The sequence below is a fragment of the Rathayibacter sp. AY1G1 genome (assembly GCF_002932095.1).
Lineage (GTDB): Bacteria > Actinomycetota > Actinomycetes > Actinomycetales > Microbacteriaceae > Rathayibacter.
The window spans coordinates 1-17069 of sequence record NZ_PSUZ01000031.1 but is presented as its reverse complement, the minus strand read 5'-3'; the positions used below and the strand labels follow the sequence as shown (position 1 = coordinate 17069).

Sequence of the window (17069 nt, the reverse complement as noted above, 5' to 3'; positions counted from 1 at the left end):
CCGGTCGGAGTGGTCCTGCTGGAGCGACGGGTGAATTCCGGGCTCTCTCGGGCTCAACGGGCGAGGGGGCTTGTCGAGGATCCTTTCGCCCTTCCGGACCCCGACCGGGGCGCATGGCGGAGCGGTTCCCGGTCGAGGCCGGCGCGTCAGCCCTGGATCGGGACGGTCCGGCCGACCAGGCAGGCGCCGGTCGCGATCGGAGCCGCGATCACCGCCCGCACCCCGCCGCTCTTCGGGCCGTACTGGCCGATGAGGCACGACTCCCCGAGCTTGACGGAGACCTGCACCGAGTCCGCGTCGAGTCCGACCGAGGTCTCGTCCGCTGTCAGCTGCATCGACTCGCGGGAGAACCCCGCCGCGACGAGCGCGTCGACCACGCTGGAGCCGCTCACCTCCGGATCGGGCTCGGCCGCCGCGCGAAGGGTCTGCTCGAACACGGGGAGGTTCTGCTCCGTCGTCCCGCCCGGCACGAAGGCGACGGGTGCGGTGGACTCCGCCGGTGCCGGCGCCTCGGCCGCGGAGGAGGACACCACGGGGTCCGGCGCCGACGGCGACGTGCAGCCGGAGAGGCAGACGGCGAGACCGCCGAGCACGAGCGCGATGCGGGCCGCTCGGTTCCGTGTCACGCCCGGCTCCTCCCGACCGGGACGGCTCTCGCTCCGGTCCCCCGGATCAGAACGGGGTCTCCCCGGATCCTACCGAGAGACCGGGAGCGCCTCCGCCGACGCCCGCCGCCACCGGCGGCTCGGGCGCGGCATCACCGCGGTCATGGCCCGACGCGCCCCAGTCCCCCGCCGCGGCGCCCTCGCGCGGCGCCTCCTCGCTCCACGCGGGCTCGGCGGCAGGGGCGGGAGCAGAGGCGCGCCCGACGGTCTTCGTGAAGCTGCTGGTCCCCCAGGCGAGGTCGTGCCCGATGCCCTCGGCCGTGAGGACCACATCCGTACCGGCCTTGCCTCCCGCCTCCCAGGCCCTCACCCCGAGCCGCCCGGTGACGAGGATCCGGTCGCCGCGCGACAGGGAGGACAGCGCGTTGCCGGCCAGGCCGTTGAACGCGGTGACGGTGTACCAGTTGGTCGAGACGTCGACCCAGCGCTGCTCCGAGCGGTCGTAGCGCCGCTGCGTCGAGGCGAGCCGGAAGCTGGTCATCGCGGTGCCGCTGGAGGTGTCGATGCTCCGGGGCTCGGTGCCGATGGTCCCGATGACGGTCAGCGTGTCGGTCATGGTCGTGTCCTCTCTACTCCTGCCCCGCCACGGCTGCGACGGGCACGGCGCCCGGGCGGAGGGGGCTGGTACCGCTCGGGCGCCGCAGGGCCAGTGTCGCGACGAAGGGCCCGCCTCCGAGGTGGAGGCGGGCCCTTCTGGGGAGAGGACGAGCGGATCGTCCCCTGTGGAGGAGCGTTACGACGCGGTGATGTACCTCGAGTAGGACTTGCGGATCTTGTTCACCTTGGGCAGTGCGACCGCCATGCAGTAGCCCTGGCCCGGGTTCTTCGCGAAGAAGTCCTGGTGGTGGTCCTCGGCGGGGTAGTAGACGCCCAGCGGCGAGATCTCGGTGACGATCGGGCCGTCCCACCACTCGGACGCACGGTCGCGCGCGGTCTCGAACAGCTCCTTCTCCTCGTCGGAGGAGTAGAACATCGCCGAGCGGTACTGCGTGCCGACGTCGTTGCCCTGGCGGTTCAGCTGTCGCGGGTCGTGCAGGGTGAAGAAGACGTCGAGGACGACCTGCTCGGGGATGACCTCGGGGTCGAAGGTGACGGCGACGGCCTCGGCGTGGCCGGTGCGCCCGGAGCAGACGTCCTCGTAGTCGGGCTCGGTCGTGCGGCCGCCGGTGTAGCCGGAGACGACGTCGGTCACGCCGTCGAGGACGCGGTAGACGGCGTCCAGACACCAGAAGCATCCTCCGGCGAGTACGAATGTGCGCATTGCGTGTGACTCACTTCCTGTCGCGTCGACGCGTCCGGGGTGCCGGAGGCGTCAGTCGGTCCAACACGCTCACCGCCCCCTGCATTCCGCGGATCCGCCCCCTGCAATAGAGTCGCGGCGTGAGCTACGACGCCGCCCCCGCCCGCTACGACCGCATGGACTACCGACGCACCGGACGGAGCGGCCTGCTGCTGCCCGCCCTGTCGCTGGGTCTCTGGCACAACTTCGGATCCGACCGCTCCCTCGACACGCAGCGTGCGATCCTCCGCCGCGCGTTCGACCTGGGCGTCACCCACTTCGACCTCGCGAACAACTACGGACCGCCCTACGGCGCCGCCGAGACGGCCTTCGGCCGCATCCTCGCGGAGGACCTCCGCCCGTACCGAGACGAGATCGTCATCTCGTCCAAGGCCGGATACGACATGTGGCCCGGCCCGTACGGGGACGGCGGCTCGCGCAAGTACCTGCTCTCCTCGCTCGACCAGAGCCTGCAGCGGATCGGCGTCGACTACGTGGACGTCTTCTACTCGCACCGGCCGGACCCGGAGACTCCGATCGAGGAGACCATGGGCGCTCTCGTCTCGGCGATGGAGTCGGGCAAGGCGCTCTACGCCGGCATCTCGAACTACTCGCCCGAGCAGACCCGGGCCGCGCAGGCGGCACTGGCGGGCAGCGGAGTGCCGCTCCTCCTGCACCAGCCCCGCTACTCGCTCTTCGACCGCGGACCCGAGGACGGCCTCTTCCCCGTGCTCGACGAGCTCGGCACCGGCTGCATCGTCTTCTCGCCGCTGGCGCAGGGGCTCCTGACGGACCGCTACCTCGACGGCACCGTGCCGGAGGGGTCCCGTGCGGCGACGTCGCGCTTCCTCTCCTCCGACCGGATCGACGAGGCGTACCTGACGCGCGCCCGCGGCCTGAACGCGATCGCGCAGCAGCGCGGCCAGTCGCTGGCCCAGCTCGCCCTGAGCTGGGTGCTCCGGGTGCCCACCGTCACGAGCGCCATCATCGGCGCGTCGAGCGTCGCGCAGCTCGAGCAGAACGTCGCCGCGCTGGACGCCGGCCCCCTCTCGCAGGAGGAGATCGACGCGATCGAGGAGTTCGCGGTGCACGGCACGACCCTGCGCTGACGCCCCGGCGGGGATGTCGGTGGTCGGCCGTAGTCTGCGACAGCACTCGGCCGGTGGGTGCTCCGAGACTCGAGCAGGAGGAACCGATGTCCCTGTCCACGCTGCACGCCACCCGCACCCCGCCGACGCTCACCCGGGTCAACGCCCGGCTGTGGCGCGTGAGCACCGGCTCGGGTGCTGTAGTCGGCCACATCGAGCTGGTCGAGGATCCGCTCGGCGAGCGGTACCGCGCCCGGCTGCTGCGGGCGGGCATGCCCGCCGGCGCCGAGCTCGGCGAGTTCTGGAGCGTCGACGACGCGATCGAGGTCTTCCGCGTCGCCTGACGCGCCGATCCGCCCGGTCGGCGGCGTGCCGAACGGGCGGCGGCGACCGCCCCGGATAGCGTTCGCCCCATGCAGTGGTGGAACGAGTTCATGTCCTGGATCCGCACGAGCGACGGGCACCAGGCGGTCTTCACGGCCGCTGTGGTCCTGCTGGCCGTGGTGGTCGGAGCGATCGTGATCGGCTCCGTCTTCCGAGCCTCCATCGCGCGCCTCATCCGTCAGCAGGATCACGAGCGGAAGAACGCGGTCATCGCGACGCTCGTCGACGCCGCGGTCGACGCCTCGGCCTGGAACGTCCTCAGCAGCCCGGAGCGCGTCCTCAGCGACCGCGCGTCCGCGCAGGCCGAGACGCACCTGCGCCTCCTGCCCGTCAAGGGCTCCGGAGTCGCGGCCAACTGGGCCGCTCACGAGCTCGCCGAGCTGAAGCACACGTCGAGCACCGGCGGCTACCAGACGCAGGCGAGCGTGGGCGAGTTCCGCGACCGCCTCGTGCAGTGGCGGGACAAGCCCGGGCGCGCCCGGAAGGCCTTCCTCGCCGACCTCGAGCACTGGCGCTTCTCGGAGACGGGTCGAGACCGCTCCGCCGAGTCCGCTCCGTCGTCCGATCGGGCCGCGAGCACCGCCGAGGCCGCTCCCCAGCGCACCGCTCCCCCGGCCGCCGCACCGACCGCCGTCGCACCGGTCGTCGTCGGCGCGGGCTCCGCCTCCGGCTCTGCAGCCCCGCAGACGCCCACGATCGTCCTCCCCGCGTCGGCCGGGGACGCCTCGCAGGAGGAGACCCGCCGCCTGCTCGCCGACGTCGACCGCCTGGAGGTGCCGTCGCGCGAGCGTCCCGTGGAGGAGCTGCCGCCCGTCGACCCGCAGCGCTCGGCTCCTGCCGCCGAGCCGCAGCCGGACGCGGAGCACGACGCGACGCCGCCGGCTCCGGCCGACGGAGACCGCGACGACGTGCCGGCCGACGACGAGGCGGTCGTCCGGGCGGACGAGGCCCGGTTCGAGCGGTCCGCCTCGGACGACGACCGAGGCCAGGACCGCAGCTCGGTCTGAGTGCTCCCGACCACGAGAAGAAGGCCCCGATCGCGAGTGCGATCGGGGCCTTCTCCGTGGTGCGGGCGGTGCGTGTACTGACTAGCTGTGTGCATCACGTGCACGGGCGACTCGGCCGACCAGTACGGCGAGGGGCGCCGCGACGATCGTCCACGCGACGGCGATTCCACCGAGGATGGCGAGGAGCAGCATGGTCGTACCTCCGTTCGTTACGTCGTTGTAATTCCGGACACCCCAAGACTAGGTGCCTGAATGACACTCAAACGACTTCGGGTGGGAAACACGCCGGTGTTGCCTCCGATTTGCCGGTGTGTTACTGGTGGAGCGACCGCGAGTCCTCGTCCGAGGGTCACCGGAGCGGAGGAAAACCCCGTGGGTGCCGGGCGTCACTCCTCGGAGGAGCGCAGCGCCGCCCGAGGAGAGGCCGCGACGCGGTCGAAGGACGGGCGCGAGGCGTCGACGCTGATCCGCACGCCACCGGGACAAGACTAGGGACGGCGACCGGCGCGCTCCCGATCCGATGGTGCCCCCGGCAGGAATCGAACCTGCGACCAAGAGATTAGAAGGCTCCTGCTCTATCCGCTGAGCTACGGGGGCGGACTCCGACCACGATACCGAAGCGCAGAGGCCGCGCCCGCCGGGGCCTAGGCGCCCCGGACGAGTCCCAGCACTCCCACGACCAGGGAGACCACGGCGAGGGCGAGCGACACGCCGATGAGCACCGTGTGCACGCGGAGGAAGGTCGTCGCGCGGCCGTCCGCGTCGCGCGCCCGCGGGTCCTTGCGGACGCGGCGGAGGAAGGGCGGCCAGACGATCGCGTTCCACACGGCGTTGACGATCAGGAGGCAGCAGGCGAGCGTGATCACGAGGGTCCAGTGTAGGAGGAGCGGGACGGCCGGACCGGGTGTCGGCGGCCGCCGATAGACTGCCCCGCATGAGTAGCGCCCCCGACCGTCTTGTCTGGATCGACTGCGAGATGACGGGGCTCGACCTCTCCGTCGACGAGCTCGTCGAGATCGCCGTCGTCGTCACCGACTTCGAGCTGAACCCGCTCGACGAGGGGCTCTCCCTCGTCATCCGGCCCGATGCGACCGCGCTCGAGAACATGGGCGACTTCGTCCGGTCGATGCACGAGACCTCCGGCCTGCTGGTCGAGATCCCCTCCGGCGTCAGCGTCGCGGAGGCCGAGTACGAGGTGCTGGAGTACGTGCTGAAGCACGTCCCGGCCGAGCAGCAGGCCCCCCTCGCCGGCAACTCGATCGGCACCGACCGCGCCTTCCTCGCGAAGTTCATGCCGCGCCTCGACGGCCACCTGCACTACCGCAACGTCGATGTCAGCACGATCAAGGAGCTGGCACGGCGCTGGTTCCCGCGCATCTACTTCAACGCGCCCAAGAAGCACGGCGGACACCGCGCCCTCGCCGACATCCTCGAGAGCATCCGCGAGCTGCAGTACTACCGCCGTGCCGTGTTCGTGGAGCAGCCGGGGCCGAGCACCGCCGAGGTGCAGGCCGTGTCGGCCGCCGTCGTGGACGAGTTCGCCTCGCGGATGTAGTACTCTCGTACAGTTGCTTCGGCGGGTCACCCCGCCGGAACACGCTCCTGGTGGGTATAGCTCAGTTGGCAGAGCGCCTGGTTGTGGTCTAGGAGGTCGCGGGTTCGAGCCCCGTTACTCACCCCAGTGGCTGTGCATGCAGCGGAAGAGGCCCGGAGTTCCGACTCCGGGCCTCGTCGCACATCCGGCGACCGGCAGCGATCGCCGACGCAGAGAGGTCCCGGATGCTCGAGCTGGACGAGGACGCCTTCGAAGCCCTGGTGATCTCCGAGCTCGACGCGCTCCCGGACGATATGGTCGACGGGCTCGACAACGTCGTGTTCGTCGTGGAGGACCGGCCCGAGGACGGGACCCTGGATCTGCTCGGCTACTACGACGGCGTCGCCCTCACCGAGCGCGAGCGCTACGGCTTCGGCGAGATGCCCGACCGCATCGTGCTGTTCCGCGAGCCGCACCTCGCCGCGTGCGACGATCTGGACGCGCTGCGCGACGAGATCCACGTCACCCTCGTCCACGAGATCGCGCACTTCTACGGCATCGACGACGACCGGCTGCACGAGCTCGGCTGGGCCTGATCGCCGCCGAGGGAGAGCCCCCCACCGGCATCCGCGCGTCGCCCCGCTCGGAGGGGACCCCTCAGCCGCGCACCGCTCCCCCGCCGCCCGTGTCCAGCACGAGGTCGGCGTTCTCCCGGGGCCGCTCCCGAGCGCAGTAGGAGCGGAAGTCGCGGTCCCAGGCGTCCCAGTGCGGAGCGAAGAGCTCGCCGTCGCGCTCGAGCGCGCGCACGCGCCGCACCTCGTCGTCGGCCTCGAGCCAGACCACCAGATCGGCGTGGCGGCGCGCGGCGGCGCCGGCCGATCCGCAGCCCTCGAGCACGAGAAGCGGCTCGCGGACGACGCGGCGCCCGGCCGTCGTCCCCGCGGCCCAGTTCCAGGGCCGCCAGTGCGCCGCGAGGCCGAGGCCGTGGGGGCGGACGAGCGTCCCGGCCGTCTCCCGCGACGCCCGGTCCAGGCCCGTCCAGCCGGGGTAGAGGTCGTCCATCCGCACGAGCGCGACCGACGGTGCCGCCGGCGCGAGACGGAGCTGCTCGACCAGCGCGCGCGCGAACGTCGACTTGCCGGAGCCGCTCGGTCCGTCCAGCAGCACCGTCCGACGGCGACGCGCGATCAGCGAGCGGGCGAGGTCGCCCGCCGTCCGATCCGTCAGCGGCAGGATCCGCTCAGCCATGCAGGACGAAGCTCCAGGAGCCGGTGACGACGGCGGCGGTCACGGCGACGGCAGCGATCAGCACTCCGCCCGCGAGCAGCAGGAGGTCGCCGGCTCCGAGGCGCGACTGCCGCGCCCAGGTGCGCGGGACGCCGGAGCCGAAGCCCTTCGCCTCCATCGCCGTCGCGAGCCTGCTCCCCCGCCGGATGGCCAGCACGAGCAGCGAGAACGTGCGGGCCGCGAGGCTGCGGAGCGCCTCGACGGGCCCGCGGCCGTCGGCGACCCCGCGGGCCCGGCGGGCCATCGACAGGGTGCGCCAGTCGTCGACGAGCAGACCGACGAGCCGCATGCCGGCGAGAGCGCCGAGCACGAAGCGCGAGGGCAGTCGCAGGATCTGCGCGAGGCCGTCCGCCAGGTCCGTCGGGTCGGTGGTGGCGATGAGGACCACGCTCGGCAGTCCGATCGCCAGGACGCGCAGCGCGATGGCCAGCCCGAGGGCGACGGATCCCTCTGTGACCGAGACGATGAGGAACTCCGCGTAGACGGCGCCGCTGTCACGCCCGTAGAGGACTGTCGAGAGGCCGGCGAGCGGAGCCGCGATCCAGACGGGAGCCGTCCGCCGCACGAGCTCACCCGCCCGGAGCCCCGCGAAGGGCAGAACCAGCAGCTCGAGCGCCAGCGCCGTCGCCGCGGAGACCGCATCGACCGTGAGGAGGAGCGCGAACGCGATGACCAGGCTGGCGAGGAGCTTGGCGACCGGGTTGGCCCGGGCGATCCGGCTGCGCGCGGGAACGGAGTCGAGGAGCGTCATCCCGACACCGCCTCGCGGGCGCCGAGGGTGACGACCGAGTCGGCGAGGGCGGCGACCAGCGCCTCGTCGTGGGTGACGGCGAGCACCGCCGTGCCCGCGTCGCGCTGCTCGGCGAGGAGGTCGACGAGCACCTCCCAGGTCAGGCGGTCCTGCCCGAACGTCGGCTCGTCGAGGACGAGCACGGACGGCGACCGGGTGAGGGCGGACGCGACGGCCAGGCGCCGCTTCTCGCCTCCGGAGAGGGTGAACGGATTGGCGTCGGCGAGGTGCGCGAGGCCGAGGCGCTCCAGGAGCTCCTCCGCCCGATGCCGCTCCGTCTCGTCGCGGGCGCCCAGCGCGAGCTCGGCGCGCACGCGAGCGGTGAGGAACTGGTGCTCCGGCTCCTGGAACACCATCGCGATCCGTCCGGCGAGCTGAGCCGAGGTCCAGCGGATCGGCTCCGGGCCCGCACCGGCGCGGAGCGACTCGGAGGCGGTCACCCGCCCCGCGACCGGCGGCAGGAGACCGGCCAGCGTGAGCGCGAGGGTCGACTTCCCCGCGCCGTTGGGTCCCAGCACGGCCGTGGCCCGCGCGGAGTCGACGGCGAGCTCGAGCCCCGAGGCCACGATGGTCGAGCGGCGGCGCCCGAGGACGGGCCGGCCGATGGCGAGGTCGTGCGCGCTCAGGGCGGCGGGCGAGGGCAGCACGCTCGCCCCGCGCCGGGCGGGGGTGTCACCGGGCAGCCAGACGCCGGAGGCGCGGAGCACGTCGTGCGTTCGATCGAGGATCTCAACTGGAGCGCCGTCGGCGACGACCGCGCCGTCCCGCCCGAGCACCACGACCCGGTCGACGAGGCCGACCCACACGTCGACCCGGTGCTCGACGACGATCAGCGTCGCCCCCGTGCGGGCGGCCGTGCGCTCCACCGCCGCCCGCACCTCGCGTACACCGTCCGGATCGAGGTTGGCGGTGGGCTCGTCGAGGAGCAGGAGCCGCGGACGCATGGCGAGCACACCCGCCAGGGCGAGCCTCTGCTTCTGCCCGCCCGAGAGCGCCGAGGTGGAGTGGTCCAACGGCACGTCGAGCCCGACGTCGCCGAGTGCCTCCCGCACCCGCGCGGGGATCTCCTCGCGCGGCACGCCGAGGTTCTCGCAGGCGAACGCGACGTCGTCGCCGACCCGCGCCAGGACCGCCTGAGTGTCCGGATCCTGCAGCACGAGCCCAGCGACACCGCGCCGGGTGAGCGGCGCCGCTCCGTCGATCTCGAGCTCGCCGGCCGCGGAGCCGTCCTCCTCCCCGCCGAGGACGCCGGCCAGGGCGTGCAGCAGCGTGCTCTTTCCCGCGCCGGAGGGGCCGAGGAGCAGCACGCGCTCCCCCGGCTCCAGCGCGAGATCGAGGCCGGAGAGGGCGTCGCGGGAGCGTCCCGCGTGCCGCCAGCTCCAGCCCCGCGCCCGGACGGAGGCGCCGCTCATCGAGCGCCCGCGCCGGCTCCCTCGACCGTCCGGCCCTCGCGCCCGGAGGCGAAGCGGTCCAGCGCTCCCGAGGCCGCGAGCCCCCGCACCGCGAACCAGGACAGCAGCCCGGCCAGGAGCGCGCCCGAGACGATCGAGGAGGCGACGTAGACGGTCTTGAAGAGCGCGTCGTTGACGGCGTAGTACGACAGCAGGTCGTTGATCGCGAGGGCGAGCCCCGCACCGGCACCGGCCAGCATCGCGACGAGCGGACGGCCGCTGCGGTAGAGGAAGAGCGCCAGGACGATCTCCGCGCCGAGTCCCTGCACGAGTCCGGAGATCAGCACGGTGAAGCCCCACTGGGTGCCGATCAGAGCCGACACGGCCGCGGCGACCAGCTCGGTGTAGAGCGCGGCTCCGGGCTTGCGGATGATCAGGCCGCCGAGGACGCCGGCGAAGAGCCAGCCGCCGCCGAGGAGCCCGCCGAGCCCGGGCAGGAACTCGAAGGCGAGGCCGAGGACGTTCGTCGCCAGGCCCCAGGCCCAGAAGACGATCCCGCTCGCGACGGCGACGACGCTCGCCACCACGATGTCGACGACCCGCCAGCGCAGATCGCGCCGGGCCGGGGCGGAGGAGGTGAGGTTCTGCGCGTTCGTGTTCTGCGCGTTCGTGTTCTGCGCGTTCGTGTTCTGCGCGTTCGTGTTCTGCACTGACGTGCCCTTTCGTGGAAGCGAATGGAGGGCACGGGTTGGTAAGAGGAGATCGAAACGTTCCTTCGCTGGCATGACCCAGATCAGGTTCGACGGTCGAAGGCTGCTGCCTTCCTCTCAGCCCGGTGCACCGGACTCCCGTGTTCATCGGCAATCATAGACGTCATGTCGTGGTCGGTGGTCGTCGTCCTGGCCGTGCTGCTGATCGTCCTGCTGCAGGCCCTGCTCTGGCAGCGCCGTGCGCGGATCCGCCGCGAGCTGCTCAGCTACGGCACGCGGGTGCCGGCGCGCGTCGTCGGGCCGGATCCGGCACGCGGCGATCGCGATTCGGCACGGGATCTGGGCAGGCTCCTGGTCGTCTACCGGACCGCCGAGGGTGTGGAGAAGCGCGCGCAGAAGTACCCGCTGAAGCGGGGGGACGCGTGGATGGCCGGCGAGCCCGCCGCGGTGATCTACGACCCCCGCCGGCCGGACGACGCCGAGCGGCTGATCGTCGGCTTCGGCCGGACGAAGAAGAAGTGGTACCCCGCGCGCCAGCAGCGCGCCAGCTGACGCGGGGCCGCTCCGGCTACTTCTTGAGGGCGCGGATGATGCGCGCGAGGGCCTTGCCGGTCACCCACACGAAGGGGATGCCGACGGCGAGGACCGAGATCACGTTCGGCTGGAACCGCAGGCCGAGGTCGTCCTTGATGTAGGCGCCGATCGGGATGACCGTGGCGCCGCCGCCTCCGCCGCCGCCCTCCTGGCCGTCCTCGGAGCCGCTGCCTCCGCCGAAACCGAACCAGCGGAGGGCGACGGGGACGAGCGAGACGCCGTCGACGGTGACGGGCTCGCCGTAGATCGTCGCGGTACCCGCGGTGGTGACGGTGTCGGCCAGGGAGACTGCGATGTTGGGCATGGTGCGACGGTACTCCGCGGCTCTCCGCGGCGACAAGCGGCCCGCCGGGGCGCACAGGACTCGTCCATGGACCTCCGGGGACCTGCTGCCATGATCGACGGATGTCCGCCCGCACCCGCCGCCGCCGCCCCGTGCGCTCGGCCGCGGTGGCGGTCGCGAGCCTCGTGCTCGCCGCCTTCCTCGCCTTCCACCGCGCGCTGCCCGATCCGATCGGCTGGCTGTCGGTCCTCGAGGTCGGGATCCCCTGGACGGGGCTGCTCGTGCTGCTCCTCATCGCGGCCGCGGCGGCCCTCCGGTCGCGCCGGACGGCGGCCGCGGTCACCGTGCTGGCGATGGTCTACGGCGTGCTGGTGCTGCCGGTCGCGCTTCCGGCGCCGGCCGTGCGCTCCGGCTCGTTCACCGTCGTCAGCCAGAACATCGAGACGAGCAGCGACGCCGGTGGGCTGGCCGCCTCGCTCGCCGCCCGCGGCCCCGACGTGATCGCGCTGCAGGAGCTCGACGGAGACGCCGTGGACGCGGTCGACGCCGAGCTGGCCGACGAGTACCCGTACTTGTCCGTCTCGAGCACCGTCGGCGTCTGGAGCCGGACCGAGCTGACCGACGAGGAGCCGCTCGACCTCGGTCTCGGCTGGGAGCGCGCGCTCGCCGTCGACGTCGACACGCCGGTCGGCAGCGCGCGCCTGTTCGTGGTGCACCTGGCCTCGTTCCGGCCGGGCGACCACGAGGAGCGGGACACCATGCTCTCGAACCTCGCCACCGCTCTTCGAGACGACGCGTCGGAGCGGACACTGGTCATCGGCGATTTCAACACGCCGACGGACGACCACCTGTTCGCTCCGGTGCTGGCGGAGGCGGGTCTCGTCCGCACGGGCGGAGTCGGCTTCCCGGCGACCTGGCCGTCCCTGCTGCCGCTCGTCTCGCTCGACCACGCGCTCGCCGACGGCGTCACCGCCGCGACCGTCGCGGTCCTGCCGCCGAACGGCTCCGACCACCGCCCGATCAGTCTGACGATCGGTTCCGCGTAGCGAGCGTGTCGCTGAGGTCGATCCCCTTGGCCGACTCGGGAGCCGACCGGGACAGGAGCGAGGCGGGACGCACGGCCCCGGAGCCGAAGCGGGCGGCCACGCCGTCGACCGCGAGCTCCGCGTCGCGCCAGTCGTCGGAGTCGCTCCACAGGGAGAACGCGACGTCGTCGCCCTCGACCAGCTGCTCGCCGCGCACGCCGATCAGCCGCACGGGCCGCCGCATCGGGTTGGCCGCCTCGAGGAGCGCGGAGGAGGCCTCGTAGAGGACCCGGGCCACGTCCGTCGCCTCGACGAGCGTGCGGGAGCGGGTGAGGGTGCTGAAGTCGCCGAAGCGCACCTTCACCGCGACGGTGCGGCAGCGCACTCCCGAGCGGCGCATCCGCACGGCGACCTTGTCGCAGAGCCGCAGCAGCTCACGACGGACGAGCTCGGGGTCGGCCACGTCGTCGGCGAACGTGATCTCGTGTCCGGCGCTCTTCTCGATCTGGCGGGTGTCGACCGGCCGCGGATCCACCCCGTTCGCCAGGGCGTGCAGGCGCCTCCCGGTCGCCTCGCCGAGGGCGGACACCAGCGACGGCAGCGGGGTGGTCGCGACGTCGGCGACGGTGCGCAGACCGCGGCGGACGAGCGCCTCCTCCGTGCTCGCGCCGACTCCCCACAGCGCGCTCACGGGCAGCGGATCGAGGAACTCGCGGACGCCGTCGGCGGGGACGACCAGCAGACCGTCGGGCTTGGAGCGGCCGGAGGCGAGCTTGGCGACGAACTTGGTGCTGGCGATCCCGACCGAGCAGGTCAGCCCGAGCTCGGCGTGCACCCGGCGGCGGATCTCGGTGCCGATCGCGAACGGCGAGCCCGAGATGCGGCGGGCACCCGCGACGTCGAGGAACGCCTCGTCGATGCTCAGGCGCTCGACCAGCGGCGTGAAGGAGTCGAAGATCGCCATGACGCGGCGAGAGGCCTCGCGGTAGCGCTCCATGTGCGGCTCGAGGACCACGGCCTGCGGGCAGCGGCGGAGGGCGACCGCCATGGGCATCGCCGAGTTGACGCCGTAGCGGCGCGCCTCGTAGGTCGCCGCTGTGACGACGGAGCGCGCTCCGTGGTGCCCCACGATGACCGGCCTCCCGCGCAGATCCGGCCGGTCGAGCAGCTCGACGGAGGCGAAGAACGCGTCCATGTCGATGTGCATGATGCTCGCGCGCGGGTCGTCGAAGGGCTCGGTCGTGACCTGCCGCCCCGTGCCGTCCTGCTTGCTCACGCGGTGCCGTCCTGCTCGCTCACGCCGTGCCGTCCTGCCTGCTCACGCCGCTCCGTCCTGCTCGCCCACGCCCTGGGACATGCTCGCACGCACCACCGACATCGGCCGCTCGACCGCTGCGCGCGGGCCGGCCGGGAATGAGCGCCGACCACTCGCGGTTGACCCGAGCACCACGACGCTCCGGAGAGACCATGACGCACGAGCAGCCCGACTCCCCCACCGCCACCGAGACCGGCCCCGGCGCCGAGATGAGCCGCTGGCTCGATCTGCAGGACCGCGCCCACCGCGCCTTCGAGCTCCGGCTGAGCGCCGTCGAGGACTGGTCGGCCCCCACGCCCGACACCGAGTGGGACACGCGCGCGCTCGTGCTGCACGTCGTCCGCGAGCAGCAGCGCGCGCACACGCTCCTCTCGGGCGGCGACGAGTCGGCGCTGCGACTCGAGTCCGTCGCCACCGATCTGAGGAGCGAGTGGCGCCGCGTGACCGACCGCCTGCGCGTCGCTGTCCGCACCGTCGACCCGGCGGCGACCGTGCAGCTGGGGCGCGACACCGTCAGCGCCGTCGAGCTGCTGCAGGAGCAGACGGCCGATGTGACCGTCCACGCCTGGGACCTCGCCCGCGCGACCGGCAGCGACGAGCGGCTGGACGAGGAGCTCGTCGCAGCGGTCTGGGAGCTCTTCGCACCCCAGGAGGAGACCCTGCGCGCGAGCGGCCTCTACGCCGCGCCCGTGCCGGTCGACGACGCCGCCTCCCTCCAGAGCCGCCTGCTCGCCATCACCGGACGCGACGACCGCCTCGCCGCCTGACGGCCCGGCGCCCGGACGCCGTCAAGGCCTGGGGGCGTCCAGGGACGCCGCGGCAGGATGGAGGGGACCACGAACACGGGGCGACCCGCCCCGACGAGGAGAGGAACGTCCATGACACGCATCGCCGTCATCGGAGCCCACGGCAAGGTGGGGCAGCAGATCCTGCACCTGCTCTACGACGCCGGCCACGAGTCGGTCGGAGTGATCCGCAACCCCGATCACGCCGAGGACATCGTCCGGCTGGGCGGCGAGCCGCTCGTGCACGACCTCGAGGACACGACGCCCGAGGCCTTCGCCGAGGCGCTGGGCCACGTCGACGGCATGGTCTTCACCGCCGGAGCCGGACCCGACTCGGGCCCGGAGCGCAAGCGCACCGTCGACCTGGGGGCGTCCGTCCTCAGCCAGAAGGCCGCCGCGATCGTCGGGGTCCAGCACTTCGTGCAGGTCAGCGCGATCGGTGTGGACGAGCCGCTCCCCGAGGACACGGAGGAGGGCTGGAAGGCCTACGTCGAGGCCAAGCGCGACGCCGACGCGGCACTGCGCGACTCCGGCCTCGACTACACGATCCTCCGCCCGGGCGGGCTGACGGACGACGAGGGCACCGGCACGATCACGCTCGGCACCTCCGTCGAGAAGGGGAGCATCCCCCGAGCGGACGTCGCCGCCACGGTGATCGCCGCCCTGGCGCAGCCGACCTCCATCGCGAAGACGTGGGAGATCGTCTCCGGTCCCACCCCGATCGAGGACGCGGTGGCTCAGGGAGCCTGAGCCCCGGCACCTCCTCCTAGAGTGGGGCGGGTGAGCACCCACCCGCCCCGCCCCTGGATCCGCAGCTACGCGCCCGGCGTGCCGACGGAGCTCGAGCTCCCGACCGGCTCGCTCGTCGACATCGTCACCGAGTCGGCCGAGCGGTATCCCCACCAGGTCGCGCTCGAGTTCTTCGGCCGTTCGACCAGCTACTCCCAGCTCGCCGACGAGGTGGAGCGGGCCGCAGAGGGCCTCCGCCGCCTGGGCGTCCGCGCGGGCGATCCTGTCGCCCTCGTCCTCCCGAACTGCCCGCAGCACGTCGTCGCCTTCTACGCCGTCCTCCGGCTCGGCGCCGTGGTGGTCGAGCACAACCCGCTCTACACCCCGCGCGAGCTGCGCCACCAGTTCGAGGACCACGGCGCTCGTGTCGCGATCGCCTGGAACCGCGTCGTGCCGACGGTGCAGGACCTCCCGGCCGACCTCGGCGTCGAGACCGTCGTCGCCGTCGACCTCACCCGCGCGATGCCCGCCTCGATGCGCGCAGCCCTCCGCCTGCCGCTGAAGAAGGCCCGGGAGTCGCGCGCCGCGCTGACCGGGCCGGTCCGCGGCGCGATCGAGTGGGAGACGCTGCTGCGCCGGCGGATCGACCCAGCGCACCCGCGCCCGGTCGCGGAGGACCTCGCGGTCATCCAGTACACGAGCGGCACGACCGGCACGCCCAAGGGCGCCGAGCTGACCCACGCGAACCTGACGGCGAACGCCGCCCAGTCGCGCGCCTGGGTGCCGACGGTCCGCCGCGGCGACTGCGTGGTCTACGCGGTGCTCCCCATGTTCCACGCCTACGGGCTGACGCTCTGCCTCACCTTCGCGATGAGCATGGGCGCGCGCCTGGTGCTGTTCCCGAAGTTCGACCCGGAGCTGGTGCTGAAGGTCGTCAAGAAGCACCCCGCCACCTTCCTCCCGGCCGTTCCGCCGATCGCGGAGCGCCTGGCGCGCAGCGCGCAGCAGCGGGGCGTCTCCCTCCGCGGCATCGAGATCGCCATCTCCGGCGCGATGCCGCTCGACCCGGCGCTGGTCGAGTCGTTCGAGGCGCTGACCGGAGGCACGCTCGTCGAGGGCTACGGCCTCTCGGAGACCTCTCCGGTCCTGATGGCCAACCCGGTCGGTCCGACGCGACGCGCCGGGACGGTCGGGCTTCCGCTGCCCGGCACCGACGTGCGGATCGTCGACCCCGAGGATCCCGACACGGAGGTGGCGACCGGCGAGCAGGGCGAGCTGGTCGTGCGCGGTCCGCAGGTGTTCCGGGGCTACCACCGCAAGCCCGACGAGACGGCGGCGACCTTCACCGGCGACGGCTGGTTCCGCACCGGCGACATCGCGACGATCGACGAGGACGGCTTCGTGCGCATCGTCGACCGGATCAAGGAGCTCGTGATCACGGGCGGCTTCAACGTCTCGCCGTCCGAGGTGGAGGAGGTGCTGCTCCGCCTGCCCGAGATCAAGGAGGTGGCGGTGGTCGGCCTGCCCGATCCGCGCAGCGGCGAGTCCGTGGCGGCGGCGGTCGTCCTGGAGCCGGGCGCGCAGCTCGACGTCGCAGCCGCCCGCAAGGCCGTCCGGGAGGCGCTGACGCCCTACAAGGTGCCCAAGCGGATCACCGTCGTCGACGAGCTGCCGCGGAGCATGATCGGCAAGGTCCTCCGCCGCCAGGTGAAGGCGATGCTGACCGACGAGGACTAGCCCGGAACGAGCGAGGGCCCCCGACCACTGACCGTGATCGGGGACCCTCTGCAACGAGGCTAGAAGCCGAAGTCGCCGCCTCCGAAGTCGCCGCCCCCGCCGAAGTCGCCTCCGCCACCGAAGTCGCCGCTGCCGGAGTCGCCCCAGCCGCCGCCGTCTCCGGCGTCCGCACCGGAGGCGTCCGCACCTCCCGCATCCGCTCCGCCGTCGGCCGAGGCGTCTCCCCCGCCGTCACCGCCGGCGTAGTCGCCTCCCGCGTCGGGGAGGAACGCGCCCGCGATGGCCGAGCCGATCGCGAACCCGGCGATCGTGCCGAGCATCGAGGAGGCGAGGACGCCGCCGAAGCCCATGCCTCCGCCGCCGGAGAAGCGCCAGCAGGTCTTCCGAGAGCTCAGCGAGGGGGCCCCTGTCGGCGACGCGCCGAAGGACGACGATCCCCGCACGCTCGCCCAGTCCGCCACGAGGA

General features: G+C 72.9%; 20 protein-coding genes, 2 tRNA genes, 1 pseudogene and 1 riboswitch. Of the genes and pseudogenes, 11 read left to right on the top strand and 12 right to left on the bottom strand.

Going from position 1 to position 17069, the window contains the following annotated elements:
• Positions 1–146: 146 nt before the first annotated feature.
• The 3 genes from C5C36_RS15110 to msrA form a co-directional block, all read right to left on the bottom strand.
• Positions 147–626 carry a DUF6993 domain-containing protein gene (locus tag C5C36_RS15110; protein WP_104250552.1) on the bottom strand — a complete coding sequence of 160 codons (480 nt, stop codon included), beginning with the start codon at positions 624–626 and terminating at the stop codon, positions 147–149.
• 46 nt (positions 627–672) lie between these two features.
• Complete coding sequence (locus tag C5C36_RS15105) at positions 673–1221, bottom strand: single-stranded DNA-binding protein (RefSeq protein ID WP_104232526.1); 549 nt, start codon at positions 1219–1221, stop codon at positions 673–675.
• A 177-nt stretch (positions 1222–1398) separates the two neighbouring features.
• Positions 1399–1926 (bottom strand): peptide-methionine (S)-S-oxide reductase MsrA, encoded by a 528-nt coding sequence (gene msrA / locus C5C36_RS15100; protein WP_104309994.1) that lies wholly within the window; start codon positions 1924–1926, stop codon positions 1399–1401.
• 119 nt (positions 1927–2045) lie between these two features.
• Here msrA and C5C36_RS15095 point away from each other — a divergent pair, with 119 nt between their 5' ends.
• From C5C36_RS15095 to C5C36_RS15085, 3 genes are all read left to right on the top strand, one after another.
• Complete coding sequence (locus C5C36_RS15095; RefSeq protein WP_104309993.1) at positions 2046–3053, top strand: aldo/keto reductase; 1008 nt, start codon at positions 2046–2048, stop codon at positions 3051–3053.
• A gap of 86 nt (positions 3054–3139) precedes the next feature.
• The gene (locus tag C5C36_RS15090; protein ID WP_104223715.1) at positions 3140–3376 is read left to right on the top strand and encodes a hypothetical protein; all 237 of its coding nucleotides are present in this window, start codon (positions 3140–3142) and stop codon (positions 3374–3376) included.
• Positions 3377–3445: 69 nt separating this feature from the next.
• On the top strand, positions 3446–4423 hold the full coding sequence (locus C5C36_RS15085; protein WP_104309992.1) for a hypothetical protein: 978 nt from the start codon (positions 3446–3448) through the stop codon (positions 4421–4423).
• Between the two features lie 521 nt (positions 4424–4944).
• Here the strand turns inward: C5C36_RS15085 and C5C36_RS15080 are convergent.
• Positions 4945–5020: transfer RNA gene (locus tag C5C36_RS15080), tRNA-Arg, on the bottom strand.
• Between the two features lie 47 nt (positions 5021–5067).
• Entirely contained in the window at positions 5068–5289 is a 222-nt protein-coding gene (locus tag C5C36_RS15075; protein ID WP_104223717.1) for an SCO4848 family membrane protein, read from the bottom strand.
• 68 nt (positions 5290–5357) lie between these two features.
• Here C5C36_RS15075 and orn point away from each other — a divergent pair, with 68 nt between their 5' ends.
• The 3 genes from orn (at position 5358) to C5C36_RS15060 (ending at position 6553) form a co-directional block, all read left to right on the top strand.
• The gene (gene orn / locus C5C36_RS15070; protein ID WP_104223718.1) at positions 5358–5978 is read left to right on the top strand and encodes an oligoribonuclease; all 621 of its coding nucleotides are present in this window, start codon (positions 5358–5360) and stop codon (positions 5976–5978) included.
• Between the two features lie 50 nt (positions 5979–6028).
• Positions 6029–6104 (top strand) — tRNA-His (locus C5C36_RS15065).
• 98 nt (positions 6105–6202) lie between these two features.
• A complete protein-coding gene (locus C5C36_RS15060) occupies positions 6203–6553 on the top strand; it encodes a metallopeptidase family protein (RefSeq protein WP_104223719.1) in 351 nt (116 codons plus the stop codon).
• A gap of 61 nt (positions 6554–6614) precedes the next feature.
• On the opposite strand, the gene C5C36_RS15055 is transcribed toward C5C36_RS15060, so the two are convergent.
• The 4 genes from C5C36_RS15055 to C5C36_RS15040 are packed head-to-tail and all read right to left on the bottom strand — an operon-like array spanning position 6615 to position 10135.
• A complete protein-coding gene (locus tag C5C36_RS15055) occupies positions 6615–7205 on the bottom strand; it encodes an ATP-binding protein (protein WP_219813876.1) in 591 nt (196 codons plus the stop codon).
• On the bottom strand, positions 7198–7995 hold the full coding sequence (locus tag C5C36_RS15050; protein WP_104223720.1) for an energy-coupling factor transporter transmembrane protein EcfT: 798 nt from the start codon (positions 7993–7995) through the stop codon (positions 7198–7200). The genes C5C36_RS15055 and C5C36_RS15050 overlap by 8 nt, the downstream gene beginning before the upstream one ends.
• Positions 7992–9446, bottom strand: a complete 1455-nt coding sequence (locus C5C36_RS15045; protein WP_104288236.1) for an ABC transporter ATP-binding protein — start codon at positions 9444–9446, stop codon at positions 7992–7994. The genes C5C36_RS15050 and C5C36_RS15045 overlap by 4 nt, the downstream gene beginning before the upstream one ends.
• The gene (locus C5C36_RS15040) at positions 9443–10135 is read right to left on the bottom strand and encodes an ECF transporter S component (RefSeq protein ID WP_374953318.1); all 693 of its coding nucleotides are present in this window, start codon (positions 10133–10135) and stop codon (positions 9443–9445) included. The genes C5C36_RS15045 and C5C36_RS15040 overlap by 4 nt, the downstream gene beginning before the upstream one ends.
• 43 nt (positions 10136–10178) lie before the next feature.
• A riboswitch (TPP riboswitch) is annotated at positions 10179–10286 on the bottom strand.
• A 14-nt stretch (positions 10287–10300) separates the two neighbouring features.
• On the opposite strand from C5C36_RS15040, the gene C5C36_RS15035 reads away from it, so the two are divergent.
• Positions 10301–10687, top strand: coding sequence for a DUF3592 domain-containing protein (locus tag C5C36_RS15035; protein WP_104223723.1), 387 nt, complete (start codon positions 10301–10303; stop codon positions 10685–10687).
• A gap of 16 nt (positions 10688–10703) precedes the next feature.
• On the opposite strand, the gene C5C36_RS15030 is transcribed toward C5C36_RS15035, so the two are convergent.
• On the bottom strand, positions 10704–11033 hold the full coding sequence (locus C5C36_RS15030; RefSeq protein WP_104223724.1) for a hypothetical protein: 330 nt from the start codon (positions 11031–11033) through the stop codon (positions 10704–10706).
• Between the two features lie 101 nt (positions 11034–11134).
• Here C5C36_RS15030 and C5C36_RS15025 point away from each other — a divergent pair, with 101 nt between their 5' ends.
• Entirely contained in the window at positions 11135–12058 is a 924-nt protein-coding gene (locus tag C5C36_RS15025; RefSeq protein ID WP_104309991.1) for an endonuclease/exonuclease/phosphatase family protein, read from the top strand.
• On the opposite strand, the gene dinB is transcribed toward C5C36_RS15025, so the two are convergent.
• Complete coding sequence (gene dinB, locus C5C36_RS15020) at positions 12033–13313, bottom strand: DNA polymerase IV (protein ID WP_104223726.1); 1281 nt, start codon at positions 13311–13313, stop codon at positions 12033–12035. The genes C5C36_RS15025 and dinB overlap by 26 nt on opposite strands.
• 191 nt (positions 13314–13504) lie before the next feature.
• Between dinB and C5C36_RS15015 the strand changes: the two genes are divergently transcribed.
• The 3 genes from C5C36_RS15015 to C5C36_RS15005 all read left to right on the top strand — a co-directional run bounded on the left by C5C36_RS15015 (position 13505) and on the right by C5C36_RS15005 (position 16603).
• The gene (locus C5C36_RS15015) at positions 13505–14119 is read left to right on the top strand and encodes a TIGR03086 family metal-binding protein (protein ID WP_258059445.1); all 615 of its coding nucleotides are present in this window, start codon (positions 13505–13507) and stop codon (positions 14117–14119) included.
• 111 nt (positions 14120–14230) lie between these two features.
• The gene (locus C5C36_RS15010; RefSeq protein WP_104223727.1) at positions 14231–14887 is read left to right on the top strand and encodes an SDR family oxidoreductase; all 657 of its coding nucleotides are present in this window, start codon (positions 14231–14233) and stop codon (positions 14885–14887) included.
• A 30-nt stretch (positions 14888–14917) separates the two neighbouring features.
• On the top strand, positions 14918–16603 hold the full coding sequence (locus C5C36_RS15005) for a long-chain-fatty-acid--CoA ligase (protein ID WP_104309990.1): 1686 nt from the start codon (positions 14918–14920) through the stop codon (positions 16601–16603).
• 59 nt (positions 16604–16662) lie between these two features.
• On the opposite strand, the pseudogene C5C36_RS15000 reads toward C5C36_RS15005, so the two are convergent.
• Positions 16663–17069, bottom strand: a pseudogene (locus C5C36_RS15000) (hypothetical protein); the annotation flags it as partial.

Coding starts and splice junctions, on each gene's coding strand:
- C5C36_RS15105 (WP_104232526.1), bottom strand. CDS start 1,221: ATGACCGACACGCTGACCGTCATCGGGACCATCGGCACCGAGCCCCGG.
- msrA (WP_104309994.1), bottom strand. CDS start 1,926: ATGCGCACATTCGTACTCGCCGGAGGATGCTTCTGGTGTCTGGACGCC.
- C5C36_RS15090 (WP_104223715.1), top strand. CDS start 3,140: ATGTCCCTGTCCACGCTGCACGCCACCCGCACCCCGCCGACGCTCACC.
- C5C36_RS15085 (WP_104309992.1), top strand. CDS start 3,446: ATGCAGTGGTGGAACGAGTTCATGTCCTGGATCCGCACGAGCGACGGG.
- orn (WP_104223718.1), top strand. CDS start 5,358: ATGAGTAGCGCCCCCGACCGTCTTGTCTGGATCGACTGCGAGATGACG.
- C5C36_RS15060 (WP_104223719.1), top strand. CDS start 6,203: ATGCTCGAGCTGGACGAGGACGCCTTCGAAGCCCTGGTGATCTCCGAG.
- C5C36_RS15055 (WP_219813876.1), bottom strand. CDS start 7,205: ATGGCTGAGCGGATCCTGCCGCTGACGGATCGGACGGCGGGCGACCTC.
- C5C36_RS15050 (WP_104223720.1), bottom strand. CDS start 7,995: ATGACGCTCCTCGACTCCGTTCCCGCGCGCAGCCGGATCGCCCGGGCC.
- C5C36_RS15045 (WP_104288236.1), bottom strand. CDS start 9,446: ATGAGCGGCGCCTCCGTCCGGGCGCGGGGCTGGAGCTGGCGGCACGCG.
- C5C36_RS15035 (WP_104223723.1), top strand. CDS start 10,301: ATGTCGTGGTCGGTGGTCGTCGTCCTGGCCGTGCTGCTGATCGTCCTG.
- C5C36_RS15030 (WP_104223724.1), bottom strand. CDS start 11,033: ATGCCCAACATCGCAGTCTCCCTGGCCGACACCGTCACCACCGCGGGT.
- C5C36_RS15025 (WP_104309991.1), top strand. CDS start 11,135: ATGTCCGCCCGCACCCGCCGCCGCCGCCCCGTGCGCTCGGCCGCGGTG.
- C5C36_RS15015 (WP_258059445.1), top strand. CDS start 13,505: ATGACGCACGAGCAGCCCGACTCCCCCACCGCCACCGAGACCGGCCCC.
- C5C36_RS15010 (WP_104223727.1), top strand. CDS start 14,231: ATGACACGCATCGCCGTCATCGGAGCCCACGGCAAGGTGGGGCAGCAG.